This window comes from Pantoea sp. BJFS-204, from assembly GCF_049310725.1.
Classification (GTDB): Bacteria; Pseudomonadota; Gammaproteobacteria; order Enterobacterales; family Enterobacteriaceae; genus Pantoea; species Pantoea agglomerans.
The window spans coordinates 320859-337138 of the sequence record NZ_JBMOWE010000004.1 but is presented as its reverse complement, the minus strand read 5'-3'; the positions used below and the strand labels follow the sequence as shown (position 1 = coordinate 337138).

Genomic DNA, 16280 nt, shown 5'->3' with positions numbered 1-16280 from the left:
GAAGTTCCATTAGCCGGCTAAGCGAAAGGTTAATTTCTGAAAGTAAATTTTAATGGCATGATACATTAATTTAATATCTTCATTGATTTTGCTGATCTTCCCCAATCCCATAACAAATTGAACAGAAAAGCATAGGTCAGAAAAAATAGCACCAGTCCGGATTCAAGTCTCAACGCTGAGAATAGCGTAATATCCAGCCACCATGCTGCAAAGGGGATTAACACTAATAACAGACCCGCCTCAAACAGAACGGCATGGAGGCATCTCATTCGCAAGTTCTTTTTAAATCCTGTTCTTAGCTGAACACTGTCAAACATCAGGTTGAACAGGTAGTTCCATCCCATAGCCAGAGTCGATGAGACCAATGTAAGCAACAACGACTGCGATGGTGCTGCGGAGGTAAAAATAATCAGGATAAAGAAAACCAGCACATTAGCGACAACTTCGAATACCACCGCGTGCAGCACTCTCTCAGTTCTGGTACGCACCGGATATAAACACTTTTCCAAATCAGACGCTCATTAATTAGTCAGGCACCGTACTGGCGCAGGAAAAATTCAGGGTGGCCGTAATATCAGTGAAACGGTTCTTCATACTGCCCTGTTTTAAACCGACGAGAACTTAGCATCAACCTGGCAGAAAGTGAAACCCAATAGAAATATGACGATAAAAACCCATTAAGTTTTGATATTGATCAATTCTGCAAAGTACGCTTTTAATGGTTAACCGTTCAGGACAGCGAGTGTTATTCCTGCTCTGTTTCCGCACCTCTGTCGTACATTAATTCACCCGTTTCACTTCGCTGTTTGTTCAGTCGGATACGATATTAACGTCATCACTCTGCATCTGAATATTAAAACCATAAAAAATGCATATATAGATTTATATTTTAATATTTAGATGATAGTTAGATTTTTTATCTGACATAAAGGGGCGGTTTCAGCTTGTCACTGCGATCAGATTATCTGTGGCAGGCTATTTCCTATGCACTTCTGAGCCAGTGAGCCACTTTCCCGGGCACTGTCTCGCGCGGGAAATAGTGCTGAATGCAATGATCGACGGCAGGTAAAGCATATTTCTTTACCGGTGGATATGACACAACGGGCAATCTTTAAAGACAGTTTTCTGCCGTATAAATGATGAAATCCACTTTTCCGTTAATGTAGATATCGGGTTTCTCTCCCTGCTCCAGATAATTCAGCATCAGCTGCAGCGCGAGCTGGGCATGCTGCCGGGTGTTTTGATCCAGTGTCAGCGCAACGCTCTGCTGCGCCATCAGCGTGCGGGTGGTGGCGTAAAGCTCATGAGTAATCCAGATGCACTGATTCAGCCGACGATGTCGTGCCAGCGCCTGCCCGATCTCGGTATTCCCCAGCCCGGTGTTATAAATGCCCTGGAGATGACCGCTCTGTACCAGCTGCTTCTCCAGCAACTTACTGAGGGTGTCGCGATTTTCCTGGGCGGCCAGAACTTCACGTAACTGAAGATGGGGAAACCGACTGGTTATCAGGTCACGGAACCCTTCAATACGCTGACGATGTGCGCTGTAATCCTGGTGCCCACTGACCATCAACACCTCACCGGGTTGATGCAGCATTTTGCCCATCAGCTGAGCGGCTGTACGTCCTGCCTGCAACTGATTGATCCCCACATGACAGAGCCGGGCGGCACCGGGTAAATCGGTGACCAGTGAGAGCACCGGTACGCCACGTGCCTGGCAATGGTCCAGCGCCTCATAGATCGCCGGATGTTCATGGGCAAAAACGATCAGACCATCCCGCGTTTCACCGCCCTGCCTGATAAGCTTTGCCAGTCGTTCTGGCTGAGCCTCGGGGACAAAAGTGCGGCGCAGCGTTAACCGGCGATAGCCCAGATGCGAGGAAACCTCAGTAAAATCCTGTGCCAGCTGCTTAAAGAAAAACGAATCGTTGCTGCTCAGCAGCAGTTCTATCTGCCACGGATGACGATGCTCCTCCGGCAGGATCCGCTTCAGCCCGACTTCACGTGCTGCCTGCAGCACCCTGTGAACCGTCTCCGGCGAGACGCCGCCACGTTCATTGAGCACCCGATCCACGGTTGCCAGTCCCACACCTGCCCGTCGGGCGACCTCTTTCAGCGACATGCCGCTCTCCTGTGAGGTAAACACCTCAAAACACCGTGCCGCCAGTGTAAAACGCAGCGTTATCCTGCAGATGCATCTTTCTGCCGGACTATGATGGAGTTCAAAAAAATGAATAAAAAGCAACGTGTTGCCCTGCTGGGGTGTGGCTTTATTGGTGAAGTTCATGCCGCGAATCTTCAGGCGCACCCCGGAGTTGAGTTGGTATGGGTCGCGGATGCAGAACCCACTCGCGCCGCTGCCTTTGCGACCCGCTTTGGTGCCCGGGCCGCGTCTGTCACTGAGGCGATAAATGATGAGCAGATTGATATGGTGCTGATCGCCAGCGCGACGCCGACACATGCTGACTTACTGGAAGCAGCAGCCCGCGCCGGTAAAGCTATTTACTGTGAAAAACCGGTCGATCTCTCTCTTGAGCGGGCCCGCTCTGCCGTGGCTAATGTTCTTCCTTACAACGTGCCGGTTACAGTAGGGTTTAATCGCCGTTTTGATGTCAGCCATCAGCAGCTGAAGCAACAACTCCGCCAGGGGCGGATCGGCCCGGCGGAACTGATTCAGATGGTCTGCCGCTCCTCAGCCATGCCGCCGCTGGCCTATCTTCAGGCGTCCGGGGGACAGATGCGCGATCAGGCTATCCACTTTTTTGACCTGTTGCGCTGGCTGACTGAAGAGGAGGTGACCGAGGTGGCAGCGATGGGTGCAGCGCTGGCTCTGCTCTCGATCAGCGAATTTGACGACGTGGACACCAGCACGTTGCTATTGCGGCTGCAGGGCGGGGCGCTGGCACAGCTCGATAATGTCCGCCGCACCGGCTATGGCTACGATGAACGCATCAGTGTGATGGGACCGCACGGGATGCTGGAATCAGCCTCTCAGCCACAGCGCGGCGTCAGCTGCTATCAGGGTGCGCAGATTCAGCAGCCAGGCTTGTTGCCCGACTGGTTCAGCCGGGTGCAGCCAACTTACTATGCTCATCTGGATGCGTTTATCCGATCGCTGAACGGTGAGCAGGTTGACGATCTTCCTGGCCTTGAGGATGGACTGAAAGCCCAGGCGATTGCGGAAGCTGCAGTGATCTCCCTGGCGGAACGGCGTTTCTGTGCGGTGGAAAAACTACCGTTCTGATTCAGCGTGGCACCCTGGCAAAAAATAATTTTATTTTTATCGAATAGAAACCGGCGCTGAGCTGTTTACCGTACAGCGCCGCGCTAGCGGACTGCATCCGGCGGGCTTTATCGCCTGTCTCACAGACCCGATAAGGATAAATTATGACAACGCATTCTGGTTTTTCTCTGCTTGCCGTTCCGGCACTGCTGCTGATGCTGCACTCTCCGCTGAGTATGGCGATGGGCGACAATGACAGTGATAAAAAGACGCCTGACTGCCCCAAAGGTCAGGTCTATGACAGTCACACTAAAAGTTGTGTGCCTGAGAAGACCAGCAAGCTGAGTGACGACGATAAAACCCGCTATGCCTGGCATCTGGCGAAAAAGGGCGAATATCAGGCGGCGCTGAACCTGCTGGATACGCTGAAAAATCAGGATACCCGTGAAGCCTGGAACTATCGTGGTTACGCCACCCGTAAACTGGGCCGCACGGACGAGGGCATTGGCTATTATCAGCGCGCCATTGCACTTGATCCCCGTTACGCTAAAGTGCGTGAATATCTGGGCGAAGCCTGGATGATCAAAGGGCGTCCGGATCTGGCGCGCGAACAGTTAAAAACCATTGCCGGGATTTGTGGTACAGACTGCGAGGAATATCGCGATCTGCAGGCCGCGATCAATGGCCACCCCGAGGTCTGATGCGGAAGGGAGGAGCGAAAAATCACTCACAGTGACATCCGTCAGCACCTTGCGGAACATCTGACGCGGCTCTGGCGTTACGGCTATGTGCTGTCACACAACCGTGACATGGCAGAAGAGCTGGTGCAGTCAACCTGCGTACGCGCGCTGGAACGCAGCGCGCAGTTCACGCCGGGCACACGCATTGATCGATGGCTTTTTTCGATCCTTCACTCCATCTGGGCCAGTGATTTACGGGCGCGAAAGGTCCGGCAGGGACAGGGATTCGTGGATCCCGATGCGCTGCTGGCCGCAGACAACCACACCAACAGCGACGACAACCGCCATTTCCAGCGCATTATGCTACAGGTTAACGCCTTACCCGAGGCGCAGCGTAATGCACTGTTTCTGGTGTATGTCGAAGGTCTGACCTATCAAGAGGCGGCAGAGACGCTCTCGGTTCCCATTGGCACTATTATGAGCCGTCTGGCCGCCGCACGTGCCACGCTGGCCAGACAGCCGGCGACCTCGCCCGCACCGCAGGAGAAACGGAGATGAACAGGGAAACTTTTACGCCACCGTGGCGCGATGAGGCAATCGTTGCCTGGCTGGATGGTGAGATGACGCCACAGGAAGCCGTGCAGTTTGAGCAGGCGATGGCAGGGGATCCCGAACTGTCGGCACGGGTTGAGCATTTACAGCACAGTAATCTCGATTTTGAACAGGCTTTTGCGCCGCTGCTGGAACAGGCACCGCAGGCCAGAATGGCACAGCAACTGGCAGCCATCACGGCACCAGAGTCAATGCCAGCCAAAGGCTACAGCCGTCGGGCACTGATTGCTGCGTCTGTCAGCTTTTTGCTGGTGGGCAGTGGCATCGGTTTCCTGGCAAGACCGGAAGATGATGAGAAAGATGAAAGCCAGAATATCCGCGATCTGGAGGCGCGTTATATGTCGCTCTACAGTGCTGAAACGCTGGCCGATACGCCTGATGACGCCGCCATGCTGCAAAGGGGGCTGGACCGTACCCGACTCGATTTAGGATTGCAGCTGCATCAACAGCAACTCAGCCTGCCAGGGGCTGAACTGAAAATGGTGCGGATCCTGCGCTACGAACGGACGTCGATTGCACAAATCGCCTGGCTGCATGCTGATTATGGCCCGATGGCGCTCTGTATCTCGCCTGAGCCGGACAGCGCGAATCCCATCGCCCATGAAAAGCGCCATGGCATGCAGCTGGCCTGGTGGAAGCGTGACGGCTATCAATATGTGCTGATTGGCCGCAACCCACCGGCTCAACTGGCTGCAACAGCGGAAACATTGCAGACAGCACTCAGTTAATCGGACCCTTCAGCGGTTACCGTTACAGCGGCTTTCTGCCCTGCGCGGCAATGGCCAGCGCAATGTTGACGCGATCATCAACCACCCCGACCAGCCGATCCATTCCGAAGGCTGAGCGGGAGATGGCGGTGGAGGCATGTAGCGCCAGCGAACCTGAAGCCGGATCAATTGTCTTTCCGCTGTCCAGCGAGGCCAGCATCACGACTGGCCGGCTGACATTTTTAACCGTCAGCACACCAAAAATACGGTAATTGCCGCCACCCAGTGAGGCCAAGCGACTACTGACAAAGTGAATGTTTGGGTAATGCTCTGCATCAAAAAACAGATTACTTTTCAGTTGCCAGGTTAACAGGCTGTTCGAGGCCACCAGTGTCCCTACCGGAATAGTCACTTCAATACGATCGTCACGGTCTTCATCAGGATTGAGTGTCACCGTGCCGCTCACACCCTGCAGTCTGGCCTGCGAAAATTGGTGACCAAAGGCGCGCCATGAAAGGCCTATCGACGTTTTATCGGGGGTAATGGCATAGGTTACCGGCGCGGCGTAAAGCACCGGGCTGAGCAGGGCTAACAGAGTGCATAAACAGGCGGCACGCATCATCACTATTTTCTCTTTTTTAGGCAGACCCAACGTTAACGCCTGAAACCGCGATCCTATTCACTTTTTTTAGCACTGTTTTTACCTTACAGGCACAGATAATCTGACAGATATTAACTGACTGTCACCTGAGAATCACCAAAGTGTAATGATTATTGCAAGGGCAGAACATTAATAACGAAAAATATTAAGAATACATTAAGACGGCTTTATTAATCTGTGATTCATCCTGAGATGAGCGGAGCGCTATTTTTTTCGATGTGATACTGTGAGTAGCAGACTGAATTTAGCCCAGCAATTTCAGCGTGTTAATTTTTCTTTCCAGAAGTGACTTCATTCGGATGAGCTGAATCCTGCTCTGGTGACTGACAGAGTCTGCTGATTTTAAACAAAATATCAATAAATCAAAAAGAGTTGAGGTCAGGGCTATTATTAGCCATTTAATAGTGAACTTTTTCTGAAATCCTTAACTTGCCCTCCCTTGATTTTATTTCAATTCACACTCTTCATTTAATGTTCAGTTAACTTTCATACGGTAGTTTGTATTAGCAGTCCGGTAACCTTAATTCCAGAACGGGAAAGCGTGGTGTCGATAACACCCTGGCCGACTGTGAGTCATTCGCTATTTCGATTATTTTCTGGCGTTGTGCCTGATTAACAACGCGCGACAGCTTATGGGTTTGATCTGCAGGAGTTTTAGCATGGATTTTTTGCCATTTTCCCGGCCTTCATTCGGTGATGAAGAGCTGGCTGCTGTTAAAGCGGTATTTGACTCTGGCTGGATAACGACCGGGGCAAAATGCGCCGAACTGGAGCAGGCCTTTGTTCAGATGACCGGCAACCAGCACGCCATTGCAGTAAGCTCTGCCACTGCCGGAATGCATGTCACGCTGATGGCGATGGGGATCGGGCCTGGCGATGAGGTGATCACGCCGTCCATGACCTGGGTCTCTACCCTGAACCTGATCACGCTTCTGGGTGCCACGCCGGTGATGATTGATGTGGATCCCGACAACCTGATGGTCACGCCGGACCGGATAGCGCAGGCGATTACGCCCCGCACCCGCGCGATTATTCCGGTGCATTACGCTGGTGCACCTGCCGATCTCGCGTCAATCTATCAACTGGCTGAGCAGCGTGGGATTGCCATTATTGAAGATGCGGCTCACGCGGTGGGCACCACATATCACCAAAAACCGATCGGGCATCGTGGTACGGCGATTTTCTCTTTCCACGCCATCAAGAATATCACCTGCGCGGAAGGGGGCCTGGTGGTGACCGATGACGCCACTCTCGCCGATCGTATACGCAGCCTGAAGTTTCATGGCCTGGCGGTGGATGCGTTTGATCGTCATACCCAGGGGCGTCTGCCGCAGGCGGAAGTCATGATGCCGGGCTTTAAATATAATCTGCCCGATATCAGCGCGGCGATTGCGCTGGTGCAGTTACAGAAACTGCCGGGCTTTATTGCCCGCCGCCGTGAGATTGCTGAACGCTATCTTGAAGCGCTGCGCACGCTGCCGTTCACGCCGCTGTCACTGCCCGCCTGGCCACATCAGCATGCGTGGCACCTGTTTATTATTCGCATTGATGAACAGCGCTGCGGTCTGTCGCGCGATGCCTTTATGCAGGCACTGAAGACGCGGGATATCGGCAGCGGATTGCATTTCCGTGCGGCGCATACCCATAAATATTATCGCGAGCACTATCCCGATTTACGTCTTCCCGCCAGTGAACTTAACAGCCAGCAGATGTGTTCGATTCCACTGTTTCCGTCAATGACGGATCAGGATGTCGAACGTGTGATTCAGGCTTTACATGACATTGCCGGAGCCTGAGATGCGCGATATCAAACCGATCAACATGCTCTCCGTGGTCATCCCGGTCTATAACGAGCAGGAGAGTCTGCCGGAGCTGCTTCAGCGCACCTGCGCCGCCTGTGACTCAATTAAGATTGAGTATGAAATTCTGCTGGTGGATGACGGCAGCAGCGATCGTTCTGCCGAACTGATTGAACAGGCCGCCACCGTTCCCGGCAGCCGGATAACCGGCGTGCTGCTCAACCGCAACTACGGTCAGCATTCCGCCATCATGGCCGGATTCAGCCAGGTTCGTGGCGATCTGATTATTACGCTGGATGCCGATCTGCAGAACCCGCCGGAAGAGATCCCGCGGCTGGTAGACGCCGCACGTCAGGGTTATGACGTGGTGGGTACCGTCCGTCAGCAGCGCCAGGACAGCTGGTTCCGTCGGAAGGCCTCGCGCACGCTCAACCGGCTGATTCAGCGGGTCACTGGCAAGGCGATGGGCGATTACGGCTGCATGCTGCGCGCCTACCGTCGCCACATCGTCGAGGCGATGCTCAACTGTCACGAACGCAGCACTTTTATTCCGATCCTGGCCAACACCTTTGCCCGACACACCATTGAGCTGCCGGTGATCCATGCCGAGCGCGCTTTTGGCGATTCGAAATACAGCTTTATGCGCCTGATTAACCTCATGTACGACCTGGTGACCTGTCTGACCACCACGCCGCTGCGATTGCTCAGCGTGGTCGGCAGCCTGATTGCGCTCTCCGGCTTCGCCTTCTCTTTGGTGTTGATCGTGTTGCGACTCTTTTTTGGCGCGGCCTGGGCGGGTGACGGCGTCTTCGTATTGTTCGCCGTGCTGTTCATGTTTATCGGCGCCCAGTTTGTGGGTATGGGACTGCTCGGGGAGTACATCGGGCGCATTTATAACGACGTTCGGGCGCGTCCGCGCTATTTCGTTCAACGCATTGTTCACGCTCCAGAAGAGCCTTCAGTACAGGATATTCAATCATGAAGACCGTTGTTTTCGCCTATCACGACATGGGCTGTGTCGGCATCAATGCGCTGCTGAGTGCAGGCTATGAGATCACCGCCATTTTTACTCACAACGATGTGGCGACCGAAAACCACTTTTTCGGCTCAGTCGCCCGTCTGGCGGCAGAGCATGGCATTCCGGTCTATGCACCCGACGAGGCGAATCACCCGATCTGGCTTGACCGCATCCGCACCATGGCGCCAGAGATGATCTTCTCCTTCTACTATCGCCATCTGCTGAGCGATGAGATCCTGCAATGCGCTCAAAAGGGTGCTTTTAACCTGCACGGCTCGCTGCTGCCAAAATACCGCGGCCGGGCACCGCTGAACTGGGCGCTGGTCAACGGCGAAACTGAAACGGGCGTTACGCTACATCGCATGGTTAAGCGCGCGGATGCCGGTAACATTCTGGCGCAGCAGAAGGTCGCTATTGAAAATCAGGACAACGCGCTGACGCTGCATCGTAAACTAACCCAGGCTGCAGAGCAGTTGCTCGGCGACGTTTTACCTCGCCTGCGTGAGGGTGAAGTGAGTGAGTGGCCACAGGATGAAAGTCAGGCGACACGGGTAGATCGTCGCACGGCTGAAGATGGCCGCATTGACTGGAATCAGCCTGCTCAGACGATTCATAATCTGGTCAGAGCGGTTACCGATCCCTGGCCTGGCGCATTCGCCTTTGCCGGTTCGGTTAAATTTATCGTCTGGAAGAGCCGGGTTCATCCGCAGCAGCATCAGGCAAAGCCAGGGACGGTACTTTCTAAGCAGCCATTCCTGATCGCCTGTGGCGAGGGCGCGCTGGAAATCCAGACCGGCCAGTCCGAGCATGGCGTTTACATGAATGGCAGCCAGCTGGCGCAGAGTCTGGGCATCGTCCCTGGCGCACTGCTCTATTCAAAACCGCAGTCAGCGCTGCAACGTCGTACCCGCGTGCTGATCCTTGGCGTTAACGGCTTTATCGGTAATCATCTCACTGAGCGTTTGTTACAGGATGAGCATTTCGAGGTCTATGGCCTGGATATCAGTTCAGACGCGATCAGCCGCTTCCTGGATCATCCGCGCTTCCATTTCGTCGAAGGGGATATCGCTATCCATTCCGAATGGATTGAGTATCACATCAAAAAATGCGACGTCATCCTGCCGCTGGTAGCCATCGCCACGCCAATTGAGTACACCCGCAATCCACTGCGCGTGTTTGAGCTCGATTTCGAAGAGAACCTGAAAATCATTCGCGACTGTGTGAAGTATCAGAAGCGCATCATTTTCCCATCCACTTCAGAAGTTTACGGCATGTGTACCGATGACAGCTTCGATGAGGATTGCTCTAATCTGGTCGTCGGGCCGATCAACAAACAGCGCTGGATCTACTCGGTATCCAAACAGCTGCTGGACCGCGTTATCTGGGCCTACGGCGAAAAAGAGGGGCTGCGTTTTACCCTGTTCCGTCCGTTCAACTGGATGGGACCGCGTCTGGATAACCTTAATGCAGCGCGCATCGGCAGTTCCCGCGCGATAACCCAGCTCATTCTTAACCTGGTAGAAGGCTCGCCCATTAAGCTGATTGACGGCGGCAAACAGAAGCGCTGCTTTACCGATATTCAGGATGGCGTTGAGGCGCTATTCCGCATTATCGAAAACAAACAGCTGAATTGTGATGGTCAGATCATCAATATCGGTAATCCGGACAACGAAGCCAGTATCAAAGAGCTGGCCGAGCAGCTGCTGGCCAGCTTTGAACGTCATCCGCTGCGCAGCCAGTTCCCGCCGTTTGCCGGTTTCCGCGAAGTAGAAAGCAGCAGCTACTACGGCAAAGGCTATCAGGATGTGGAGCACCGTAAACCGGCTATCCGCAATGCGCGTCGCCTGCTCGGCTGGACACCGACCGTGACGATGGATGTCACTATCGACAACACGCTCGACTTCTTCCTGCGCACCGTTGAGCCACAGGCTGATAAGTGATGAAGAAGATCGGTCTGCGGATTGACGTAGATACCTGGCGCGGCACGAAGCAGGGCGTGCCGGCGCTGCTTGAGCTGTTCCGGCGTCATGCGGTGCGGGGCAGCTTTTTCTTCAGCGTGGGACCAGACAACATGGGCCGCCATCTCTGGCGGCTGGTGAAACCGGCGTTTCTTATGAAGATGCTGCGCTCCCGCGCCGCGTCTCTCTATGGCTGGGACATCCTGCTCGCCGGAACGGCCTGGCCGGGAAAACAGATGGGACGGAGATTGCGGCACATCATGCAGGACGCCACTCGTCAGCACGAAGTCGGTCTGCACGCCTGGGACCATTTTGCCTGGCAGACCTGGGCCGGTGTCTGGCCGCAGGATAAGCTGGTTGAGCAGATAGCACGTGGCACCGAAACGCTGAGTGAGATACTCGGTCATCCTGTCAGCTGTTCGGCCGTCGCGGGCTGGCGAGCCGATGGCCGGGTGATCGCCGCCAAACAGGACTTTGGCTTTCACTACAACAGCGACTGTCGCGGCAGCGGCCCGTTCCGGCCCATGCTGCCGGATGGACAGATCGGTACCGTACAGATTCCGGTGACGTTGCCCACATGGGATGAAGTGGTTGGCCGCGAGGTCAGCGCAGAAGGCTATAACGACTACATTCTGGCGAAAATGCTCTCTTCTGATGATGGGGCGGTCTACACCGTGCATGCCGAAGTCGAAGGGATTATCGGCTACCCGGACTTTGACCAGCTGCTGGCTGCTGCGGACCGTCACGGCATTCAGTTCTGTCCGTTAAGCGAGCTGCTGCCCGACGATCTAAGTACCTTGCCGGTGGGCAGGGTGGTCAGAGGCGAAATCCCCGGACGGGAAGGGTGGCTGGGCTGCCAGAAACTGACTGAAGAGGCGAACTAGTGCGGATACGTAACAACACGAAGTGGCTACTTTTTTTCAGCTTTTTTATTCTCTATTACCTGCTTCCGCCGATGTTCCGCGATCTCTGGCAGCCGGATGAGACCCGTTATGCGGAGATCAGCCGGGAGATGCTGGCAACCGGTAACTGGGTGACGCCACACTTCTTCGGTCTGCGCTATTTTGAAAAACCAATTGCGGGTTACTGGGTCAACTCGCTGGGTCAGTGGCTGTTTGGCCACAACAACTTTGGCGTGCGGGCGGGATCGATATTCTCCACGGCGATGACCGCCGTGCTGATCTACTGGCTCGGCAGGCGGTTGTTTGGTTCGGCACGCACGGCTGCCGTCGGCACGATTATTTTCCTCAGTTCGCTGCTGGTCTATGGCGTTGGCACCTATGCGGTGCTCGATCCGATGCTGATGCTCTGGCTGGCTGCCGCGATGTGCAGCTTCTGGCTGGCGACGGAGGCCAGCGGACGCGCCGGGCGGGCGGGCGGCTATCTGCTGCTGGGTCTCGCCTGCGGCATGGGGTTTATGACCAAAGGCTTTCTGGCGCTGGCAGTGCCTGTGCTGGCGATTCTGCCTTGGGCGATCTGGCGGCAGCGACTGCGCGAACTGCTCTGCTTCGGTCCGCTGGCTCTACTCTCAGCCGCGGCGATCAGCGCACCCTGGGCGCTGGCGATCTATCATCAGGCACCGGATTTCTGGCACTACTTCTTCTGGGTTGAGCATATTCAGCGCTTTGCTGAGGACAATGCCCAGCACAAAGCGCCTTTCTGGTATTACCTGCCGGTTCTGCTGCTGGGAACGCTGCCGTGGCTGGCGCTGTTACCGGGCGCATTGATGACCGGCTGGCGCGAGCGTCAGCAGCATCCCGGCGCGCTCTATCTGCTGAGCTGGACGGTGATGCCGCTGCTGTTTTTCAGCCTGGCGAAAGGCAAGCTGCCAACCTATATCCTGCCCTGTTTTGTGCCGCTGTCGCTGCTGATGGCGCACTATGGCCTGAACGCCGCACAGCGGGCAGGGCGCGCATTAACAGTCAATGGCGGGCTCAACCTGATTTTCGGCATCATTACCCTGGCAACGGTCGTGCTGGTGCTCGCTCCCTGGAGTGTGACGCATCATCCGCTGTTCGCCACGCACGAGATGCTGAAGCTTGCGCTGGGGGCACTGGCATTTCTCATCTGGGGGCTGGTGGGCGCATATAGCTGCCGCTCTGCACAGCGCCGCTGGCTGGCGGCCGCGCTTTGCCCGCTGGGCGTCGCCCTGTTTATTGGTACGGCAATCCCGGATAAAATCCGCGACGCCAAACAGCCGCAGCGTTTTGTCTCGACGATCAGCCTGCGTCTGGCCTCAAGTCACTTTATCCTGGCGGACAATCCCGGCGTGGCATCTGCCGCAGCCTGGCATCTGCAACGTAGCGATATCGGCTTCTATGACACCAAAGGCGAGCTGGAATATGGGCTGAGCTACCCGGATGCGCAATCCCGCTTTGTCTCTCAGGCGGACTTCGGCGGCTGGCTTGCCGATCATCGCCGTACGGGAAGCGTATCACTGCTGTTGCTGGTTGATTCAGTACACAGTGATATCGGCGAGGATGTTCCGGTGCCGGACGCCGTCTATCGCCAGGGCAGGCTGGTCTGCCTCTATTACAGTCAGATGAAGTGATGCTGCTGCTGATTGTACTGGTCAGTCTGCTCAGTTGCAGCGCGCAACTGTGCCAGAAACAGGCGACTCACGCGGCATCGCGCCGGGTCCGCTTAAGCTGGATTGGGGTGAGCGTGCTGTTGCTGGGTGTCGCGATGCTTCTCTGGCTGCTGGTCCTGCAGCGGGTGCCTGTCAGCCAGGCCTATCCGATGCTGAGCCTTAACTTCATTTTCGTTGCGCTGGCAGGACGCATCCTCTGGCGCGAGCGCCTGACGCTGCGCCAGATCGCCGGCACGCTATTGGTGGTGACGGGTGTGGCGCTGATGGCGAGCCAGCTATGAAAGGGTATGGATGGGTCGCATGCAGCGTGCTGCTGGTCTCAGCGGCACAGCTGATGATGCGCTGGGCGATGCCGCGACTGCCCGATGTCAGCAGCATAACGTCGCTGCCTGCTGTTGCCCTGCTGCCCGCATTGCTGCTGCTGGCCGGGCTGGGTGCTTATGGAATTTCGATGCTCTGCTGGATTAGGGCGCTGCGCTATTTTCCGCTGAACCGCGTCTATCCGCTGCTCAGCCTCAGTTATGTGCTGGTGTGGCTGGTGGCTGTCTGTCTGCCGGTATTCCATGAGGCGTTCAGCTGGCACAGCCTGGCGGGCGTAGTGATTATTGTCATCGGCCTGCTGTGTATTGTGGTTAAGCCCTGATTTAAGAATGACGTTAGCGTTTGCGCATCAACTGCGCCTTTTATTAGCCTTTTCGGGCAGCGAGTAACTCTCGCGGCATTAAAGTATTTGCGGTAAACGGCGGGTCAGCAAAGCGGTTTTATCTTTGCAGTCAGCTCGCCAATATCACTGACGATTAGATCGGGTGCAGGTGCCAGCGGGTAGAGTGCCTGTCCTTTGCGGGTAATAAATGCAGTTTTCATGTCTGCACGTTTTGCTCCACCCACATCCCAGCCGTGCGCAGCCACCATCATGCACTCTGATACGGGCTTGCCCATCTCTTTCATCGCTTACTGATGCGCTGGGGAGACTCTATCCGCTGAAACAGGCATGCAATGAGAACGGGGACTGTGAAACGTTCATGTTTGCAGAAATGTACTGCGGCGGGATAACGGACATTTATGCCCGTATCGGTGTGCGTTACTTCCGCCTGCTTAATTACACCCACATGACCGATGCTACCTTATGCAGATTGCCTGATTGAAGCCGGATTTAATCCATCAGTTCAGATGTCCGTCAGTTGATTTGATATTGATCCTGTCACGGTGGATATGGCGTTTATACAGCTTTCCCTGCTGGGCATTGCAGCTGAGGTTGTCACCGGTAATACGCTGACGCTGGAGTTTAACCGGGTGCGCTATACACCGGCTTACTATCTCAACGATTTTGAAGAATGTCTCAAAGCCAGCGCCGGATCAAGGCGATGCTGGATTTTATCAGGGCAATGTAGGCCATGGACAAAACAGCAGGAAACTACATGGTAGGGAAGCAGTGGTTACGGGTTTGTATGGGTGCATGAGTAATGCAGAAATTGCACAATATACGAAATTTCGTATAATGAGGTGATGATGCGTAAGAAAATCAGTTTTATTGACAGCAGTCTTGAGGATCTACGGGCTTTCCCGGAAGAGGCCCGGACCGCATCAGGGTATCAGCTTGACCTGATCCAGCAGGGACTGGAGCCGGACGACTGGAAGCATTTTGCTACGGTAGGTCAGGGAGCACGTGAAATCCGAATCCGGGGTAATGACGGCATTTTCCGGATCATGTATGTCGCCAAATTTGAAGAAGCCGTGTATGTGCTGCACTGTTTCCAGAAAAAGACACAAAAGACCAGCCAGAGTGACGTAGAACTTGCCCGAAATCGTTATCGCCGATTGGTTGAGGAGCGTAAAAAATGAATATTCAGACTTTTGATAATGTGTGGGACGCTCTTAGCGAAACGCCAGAGCAGGCGGAAAATATGAAACTCCGCGCCGAGTTAGTAGGCCGCCTGAATAGCTGGATTAAACGTAATGGCCTGAATCAGGCCACTGCTGCTGCTGCGCTGGGCGTTTCACAGCCCAGAGTGTCCGAGCTGGCAGGAGGTCGGATCAACTGCTTTTCAATTGATAAGCTGGTCAGCATGATGTCACATGCCGGACTGCACATAACCAGTATTGAGATAAGCGAACCAGAGGAAGCTTGAGCTGCCTTTTTGCATCGCGCGAACTGCCATGACGGTAGCCCCTTCGGGGCAGGATAAACCCGGTGCTGATGCACCGGCTATACCCTTTCACCTGACCGTCTTCATCCCTTCCCATCTGAAGCTGATAGCTTGCCATTTCTGCTATCAAGTGACACTACCAAATTGGCCATCTGCAGAAGTGCGAATAATACTAATTATGTTAAATAAGATGTCTGATTTTCAATATCGCTTGAATTACGTCAATACTCATCGGACACAGCCCTCCCTCCCTCCCTACCGCATCCTTTCACTGGCAAGATGATAAACATCGCTGCGCTCGCGTTTACCCACAGCAACAACGGCAATCACCAGCTGGTCGTCTATTACCTGATAAACCAGGCGAAACCCGGACGCTCTGAGTTTGATTTTATAGCAGTCTTTAATCCCACGTAGTCTGGCAGAAGGAATATGGGGATTATCACAACATTTCTTCAGTTTTTTGGCAAACTGCTGCTGGAGAGATTTGTCCAGCTTCTGCCACTCTTTAAAAGCCTCTTCCCTGAATTTGACGGTATAACTCACAAAAGCGCATCCAAATCGACATCAAGCAGACGCTGGCCGCTGCGTTCACTGACCAGCTTAACCAGTTCCTGATCGTCAAGGGCATCAAGCATTTGTTCATAAAGCTCAGCCGGGACGCAATAGAATGCAGGCTGGTTGCGGTTAAGAATGGCGACAGGATAACCGTCACCTGCATTAACCGTGGCCATCGGGTTTTTCTTCAGTTCGCTTACGCTGGCGCTGGTATCGCTTAAAATAATGTTTGGCATAGAGCCTCCAGGACTGCTTAAAAGGTCTTTATAGTAGCAGCCTCAAGACCTGATAACCAGTCTCTTTCGGTAGATACAAATGGCTATGTTTGAT

General features: G+C 54.4%; 19 protein-coding genes and 1 pseudogene. 14 read left to right on the top strand and 6 right to left on the bottom strand.

Going from position 1 to position 16280, the window contains the following annotated elements; genetic code table 11:
- Positions 1-65 precede the first annotated feature (65 nt).
- Both ACO6VX_RS14670 and ACO6VX_RS14665 read right to left on the bottom strand, forming a co-directional pair.
- Positions 66-509 carry a PACE efflux transporter gene (locus ACO6VX_RS14670; protein ID WP_022624297.1) on the bottom strand — a complete coding sequence of 148 codons (444 nt, stop codon included), beginning with the start codon at positions 507-509 and terminating at the stop codon, positions 66-68.
- Between the two features lie 602 nt (positions 510-1111).
- Positions 1112-2122 (bottom strand): LacI family DNA-binding transcriptional regulator, encoded by a 1011-nt coding sequence (locus tag ACO6VX_RS14665; protein ID WP_422431659.1) that lies wholly within the window; start codon positions 2120-2122, stop codon positions 1112-1114.
- A 108-nt stretch (positions 2123-2230) separates the two neighbouring features.
- Here ACO6VX_RS14665 and ACO6VX_RS14660 point away from each other — a divergent pair, with 108 nt between their 5' ends.
- From ACO6VX_RS14660 to ACO6VX_RS14645, 4 genes are all read left to right on the top strand, one after another.
- Positions 2231-3244, top strand: coding sequence for a Gfo/Idh/MocA family oxidoreductase (locus ACO6VX_RS14660; RefSeq protein ID WP_422431657.1), 1014 nt, complete (start codon positions 2231-2233; stop codon positions 3242-3244).
- A gap of 143 nt (positions 3245-3387) precedes the next feature.
- On the top strand, positions 3388-3924 hold the full coding sequence (locus ACO6VX_RS14655) for a tetratricopeptide repeat protein (RefSeq protein WP_022624294.1): 537 nt from the start codon (positions 3388-3390) through the stop codon (positions 3922-3924).
- Positions 3925-4011: 87 nt separating this feature from the next.
- Positions 4012-4461: a sigma-70 family RNA polymerase sigma factor gene (locus ACO6VX_RS14650; RefSeq protein WP_010257152.1), complete on the top strand. Its 450-nt coding sequence runs from the start codon at positions 4012-4014 to the stop codon at positions 4459-4461.
- Positions 4458-5243 (top strand): anti-sigma factor family protein, encoded by a 786-nt coding sequence (locus ACO6VX_RS14645; RefSeq protein WP_422431655.1) that lies wholly within the window; start codon positions 4458-4460, stop codon positions 5241-5243. The genes ACO6VX_RS14650 and ACO6VX_RS14645 overlap by 4 nt, the downstream gene beginning before the upstream one ends.
- Before the next feature lie 22 nt (positions 5244-5265).
- Here ACO6VX_RS14645 and ACO6VX_RS14640 read toward each other — a convergent pair whose 3' ends face one another.
- Positions 5266-5844, bottom strand: coding sequence for a YceI family protein (locus tag ACO6VX_RS14640; protein WP_167430598.1), 579 nt, complete (start codon positions 5842-5844; stop codon positions 5266-5268).
- Positions 5845-6542: 698 nt separating this feature from the next.
- On the opposite strand from ACO6VX_RS14640, the gene arnB reads away from it, so the two are divergent.
- From arnB to arnF, 7 genes are read left to right on the top strand one after another with little or no spacing between them, the layout of a single operon-like run.
- Positions 6543-7679 (top strand): UDP-4-amino-4-deoxy-L-arabinose aminotransferase, encoded by a 1137-nt coding sequence (arnB, locus tag ACO6VX_RS14635; protein ID WP_060678748.1) that lies wholly within the window; start codon positions 6543-6545, stop codon positions 7677-7679.
- A 1-nt stretch (position 7680) separates the two neighbouring features.
- The gene (arnC, locus tag ACO6VX_RS14630) at positions 7681-8664 is read left to right on the top strand and encodes an undecaprenyl-phosphate 4-deoxy-4-formamido-L-arabinose transferase (RefSeq protein WP_010257142.1); all 984 of its coding nucleotides are present in this window, start codon (positions 7681-7683) and stop codon (positions 8662-8664) included.
- Entirely contained in the window at positions 8661-10640 is a 1980-nt protein-coding gene (gene arnA, locus ACO6VX_RS14625; protein WP_397325150.1) for a bifunctional UDP-4-amino-4-deoxy-L-arabinose formyltransferase/UDP-glucuronic acid oxidase ArnA, read from the top strand. The genes arnC and arnA overlap by 4 nt, the downstream gene beginning before the upstream one ends.
- Positions 10640-11542 carry a 4-deoxy-4-formamido-L-arabinose-phosphoundecaprenol deformylase gene (arnD, locus tag ACO6VX_RS14620; RefSeq protein ID WP_022624288.1) on the top strand — a complete coding sequence of 301 codons (903 nt, stop codon included), beginning with the start codon at positions 10640-10642 and terminating at the stop codon, positions 11540-11542. The genes arnA and arnD overlap by 1 nt, the downstream gene beginning before the upstream one ends.
- On the top strand, positions 11542-13209 hold the full coding sequence (arnT, locus tag ACO6VX_RS14615; RefSeq protein ID WP_422431652.1) for a lipid IV(A) 4-amino-4-deoxy-L-arabinosyltransferase: 1668 nt from the start codon (positions 11542-11544) through the stop codon (positions 13207-13209). Before arnD ends, arnT begins: the two co-directional genes overlap by 1 nt.
- Positions 13209-13529: a 4-amino-4-deoxy-L-arabinose-phosphoundecaprenol flippase subunit ArnE gene (gene arnE, locus ACO6VX_RS14610; RefSeq protein ID WP_022624286.1), complete on the top strand. Its 321-nt coding sequence runs from the start codon at positions 13209-13211 to the stop codon at positions 13527-13529. Before arnT ends, arnE begins: the two co-directional genes overlap by 1 nt.
- Positions 13526-13891, top strand: coding sequence for a 4-amino-4-deoxy-L-arabinose-phosphoundecaprenol flippase subunit ArnF (gene arnF / locus ACO6VX_RS14605; protein ID WP_022624285.1), 366 nt, complete (start codon positions 13526-13528; stop codon positions 13889-13891). Before arnE ends, arnF begins: the two co-directional genes overlap by 4 nt.
- A 104-nt stretch (positions 13892-13995) precedes the next feature.
- Here arnF and ACO6VX_RS14600 read toward each other — a convergent pair whose 3' ends face one another.
- Positions 13996-14187 (bottom strand): hypothetical protein, encoded by a 192-nt coding sequence (locus ACO6VX_RS14600; protein ID WP_241773195.1) that lies wholly within the window; start codon positions 14185-14187, stop codon positions 13996-13998.
- A 177-nt stretch (positions 14188-14364) separates the two neighbouring features.
- Between ACO6VX_RS14600 and ACO6VX_RS14595 the strand changes: the two are divergent.
- The 3 genes and pseudogenes from ACO6VX_RS14595 to ACO6VX_RS14585 all read left to right on the top strand — a co-directional run.
- Positions 14365-14639, top strand: a pseudogene (locus ACO6VX_RS14595) (SAM-dependent DNA methyltransferase); the annotation flags it as partial.
- Positions 14640-14757: 118 nt separating this feature from the next.
- Positions 14758-15090: a type II toxin-antitoxin system RelE/ParE family toxin gene (locus ACO6VX_RS14590; RefSeq protein ID WP_031292300.1), complete on the top strand. Its 333-nt coding sequence runs from the start codon at positions 14758-14760 to the stop codon at positions 15088-15090.
- Positions 15087-15377, top strand: a complete 291-nt coding sequence (locus ACO6VX_RS14585; RefSeq protein WP_022624282.1) for a helix-turn-helix domain-containing protein — start codon at positions 15087-15089, stop codon at positions 15375-15377. The genes ACO6VX_RS14590 and ACO6VX_RS14585 overlap by 4 nt, the downstream gene beginning before the upstream one ends.
- 273 nt (positions 15378-15650) lie before the next feature.
- On the opposite strand, the gene ACO6VX_RS14580 is transcribed toward ACO6VX_RS14585, so the two are convergent.
- Together ACO6VX_RS14580 and ACO6VX_RS14575 are read right to left on the bottom strand one after the other, a co-directional pair.
- Entirely contained in the window at positions 15651-15938 is a 288-nt protein-coding gene (locus ACO6VX_RS14580; protein ID WP_010257115.1) for a type II toxin-antitoxin system RelE family toxin, read from the bottom strand.
- The gene (locus tag ACO6VX_RS14575) at positions 15935-16186 is read right to left on the bottom strand and encodes a type II toxin-antitoxin system Phd/YefM family antitoxin (RefSeq protein WP_039387444.1); all 252 of its coding nucleotides are present in this window, start codon (positions 16184-16186) and stop codon (positions 15935-15937) included. The genes ACO6VX_RS14580 and ACO6VX_RS14575 overlap by 4 nt, the downstream gene beginning before the upstream one ends.
- Positions 16187-16280: the final 94 nt, after the last annotated feature.

What these genes read in the sequence shown, in the direction of transcription:
- ACO6VX_RS14665 (WP_422431659.1), bottom strand. Translation starts at nt 2,122, where the DNA reads ATGTCGCTGAAAGAGGTCGCCCGACGGGCAGGTGTGGGACTGGCAACC.
- ACO6VX_RS14660 (WP_422431657.1), top strand. Translation starts at nt 2,231, where the DNA reads ATGAATAAAAAGCAACGTGTTGCCCTGCTGGGGTGTGGCTTTATTGGT.
- ACO6VX_RS14655 (WP_022624294.1), top strand. Translation starts at nt 3,388, where the DNA reads ATGACAACGCATTCTGGTTTTTCTCTGCTTGCCGTTCCGGCACTGCTG.
- ACO6VX_RS14645 (WP_422431655.1), top strand. Translation starts at nt 4,458, where the DNA reads ATGAACAGGGAAACTTTTACGCCACCGTGGCGCGATGAGGCAATCGTT.
- ACO6VX_RS14640 (WP_167430598.1), bottom strand. Translation starts at nt 5,844, where the DNA reads ATGATGCGTGCCGCCTGTTTATGCACTCTGTTAGCCCTGCTCAGCCCG.
- arnB (WP_060678748.1), top strand. Translation starts at nt 6,543, where the DNA reads ATGGATTTTTTGCCATTTTCCCGGCCTTCATTCGGTGATGAAGAGCTG.
- arnC (WP_010257142.1), top strand. Translation starts at nt 7,681, where the DNA reads ATGCGCGATATCAAACCGATCAACATGCTCTCCGTGGTCATCCCGGTC.
- arnA (WP_397325150.1), top strand. Translation starts at nt 8,661, where the DNA reads ATGAAGACCGTTGTTTTCGCCTATCACGACATGGGCTGTGTCGGCATC.
- arnD (WP_022624288.1), top strand. Translation starts at nt 10,640, where the DNA reads ATGAAGAAGATCGGTCTGCGGATTGACGTAGATACCTGGCGCGGCACG.
- arnE (WP_022624286.1), top strand. Translation starts at nt 13,209, where the DNA reads ATGCTGCTGCTGATTGTACTGGTCAGTCTGCTCAGTTGCAGCGCGCAA.
- arnF (WP_022624285.1), top strand. Translation starts at nt 13,526, where the DNA reads ATGAAAGGGTATGGATGGGTCGCATGCAGCGTGCTGCTGGTCTCAGCG.
- ACO6VX_RS14600 (WP_241773195.1), bottom strand. Translation starts at nt 14,187, where the DNA reads ATGGGCAAGCCCGTATCAGAGTGCATGATGGTGGCTGCGCACGGCTGG.
- ACO6VX_RS14590 (WP_031292300.1), top strand. Translation starts at nt 14,758, where the DNA reads ATGCGTAAGAAAATCAGTTTTATTGACAGCAGTCTTGAGGATCTACGG.
- ACO6VX_RS14585 (WP_022624282.1), top strand. Translation starts at nt 15,087, where the DNA reads ATGAATATTCAGACTTTTGATAATGTGTGGGACGCTCTTAGCGAAACG.
- ACO6VX_RS14575 (WP_039387444.1), bottom strand. Translation starts at nt 16,186, where the DNA reads ATGCCAAACATTATTTTAAGCGATACCAGCGCCAGCGTAAGCGAACTG.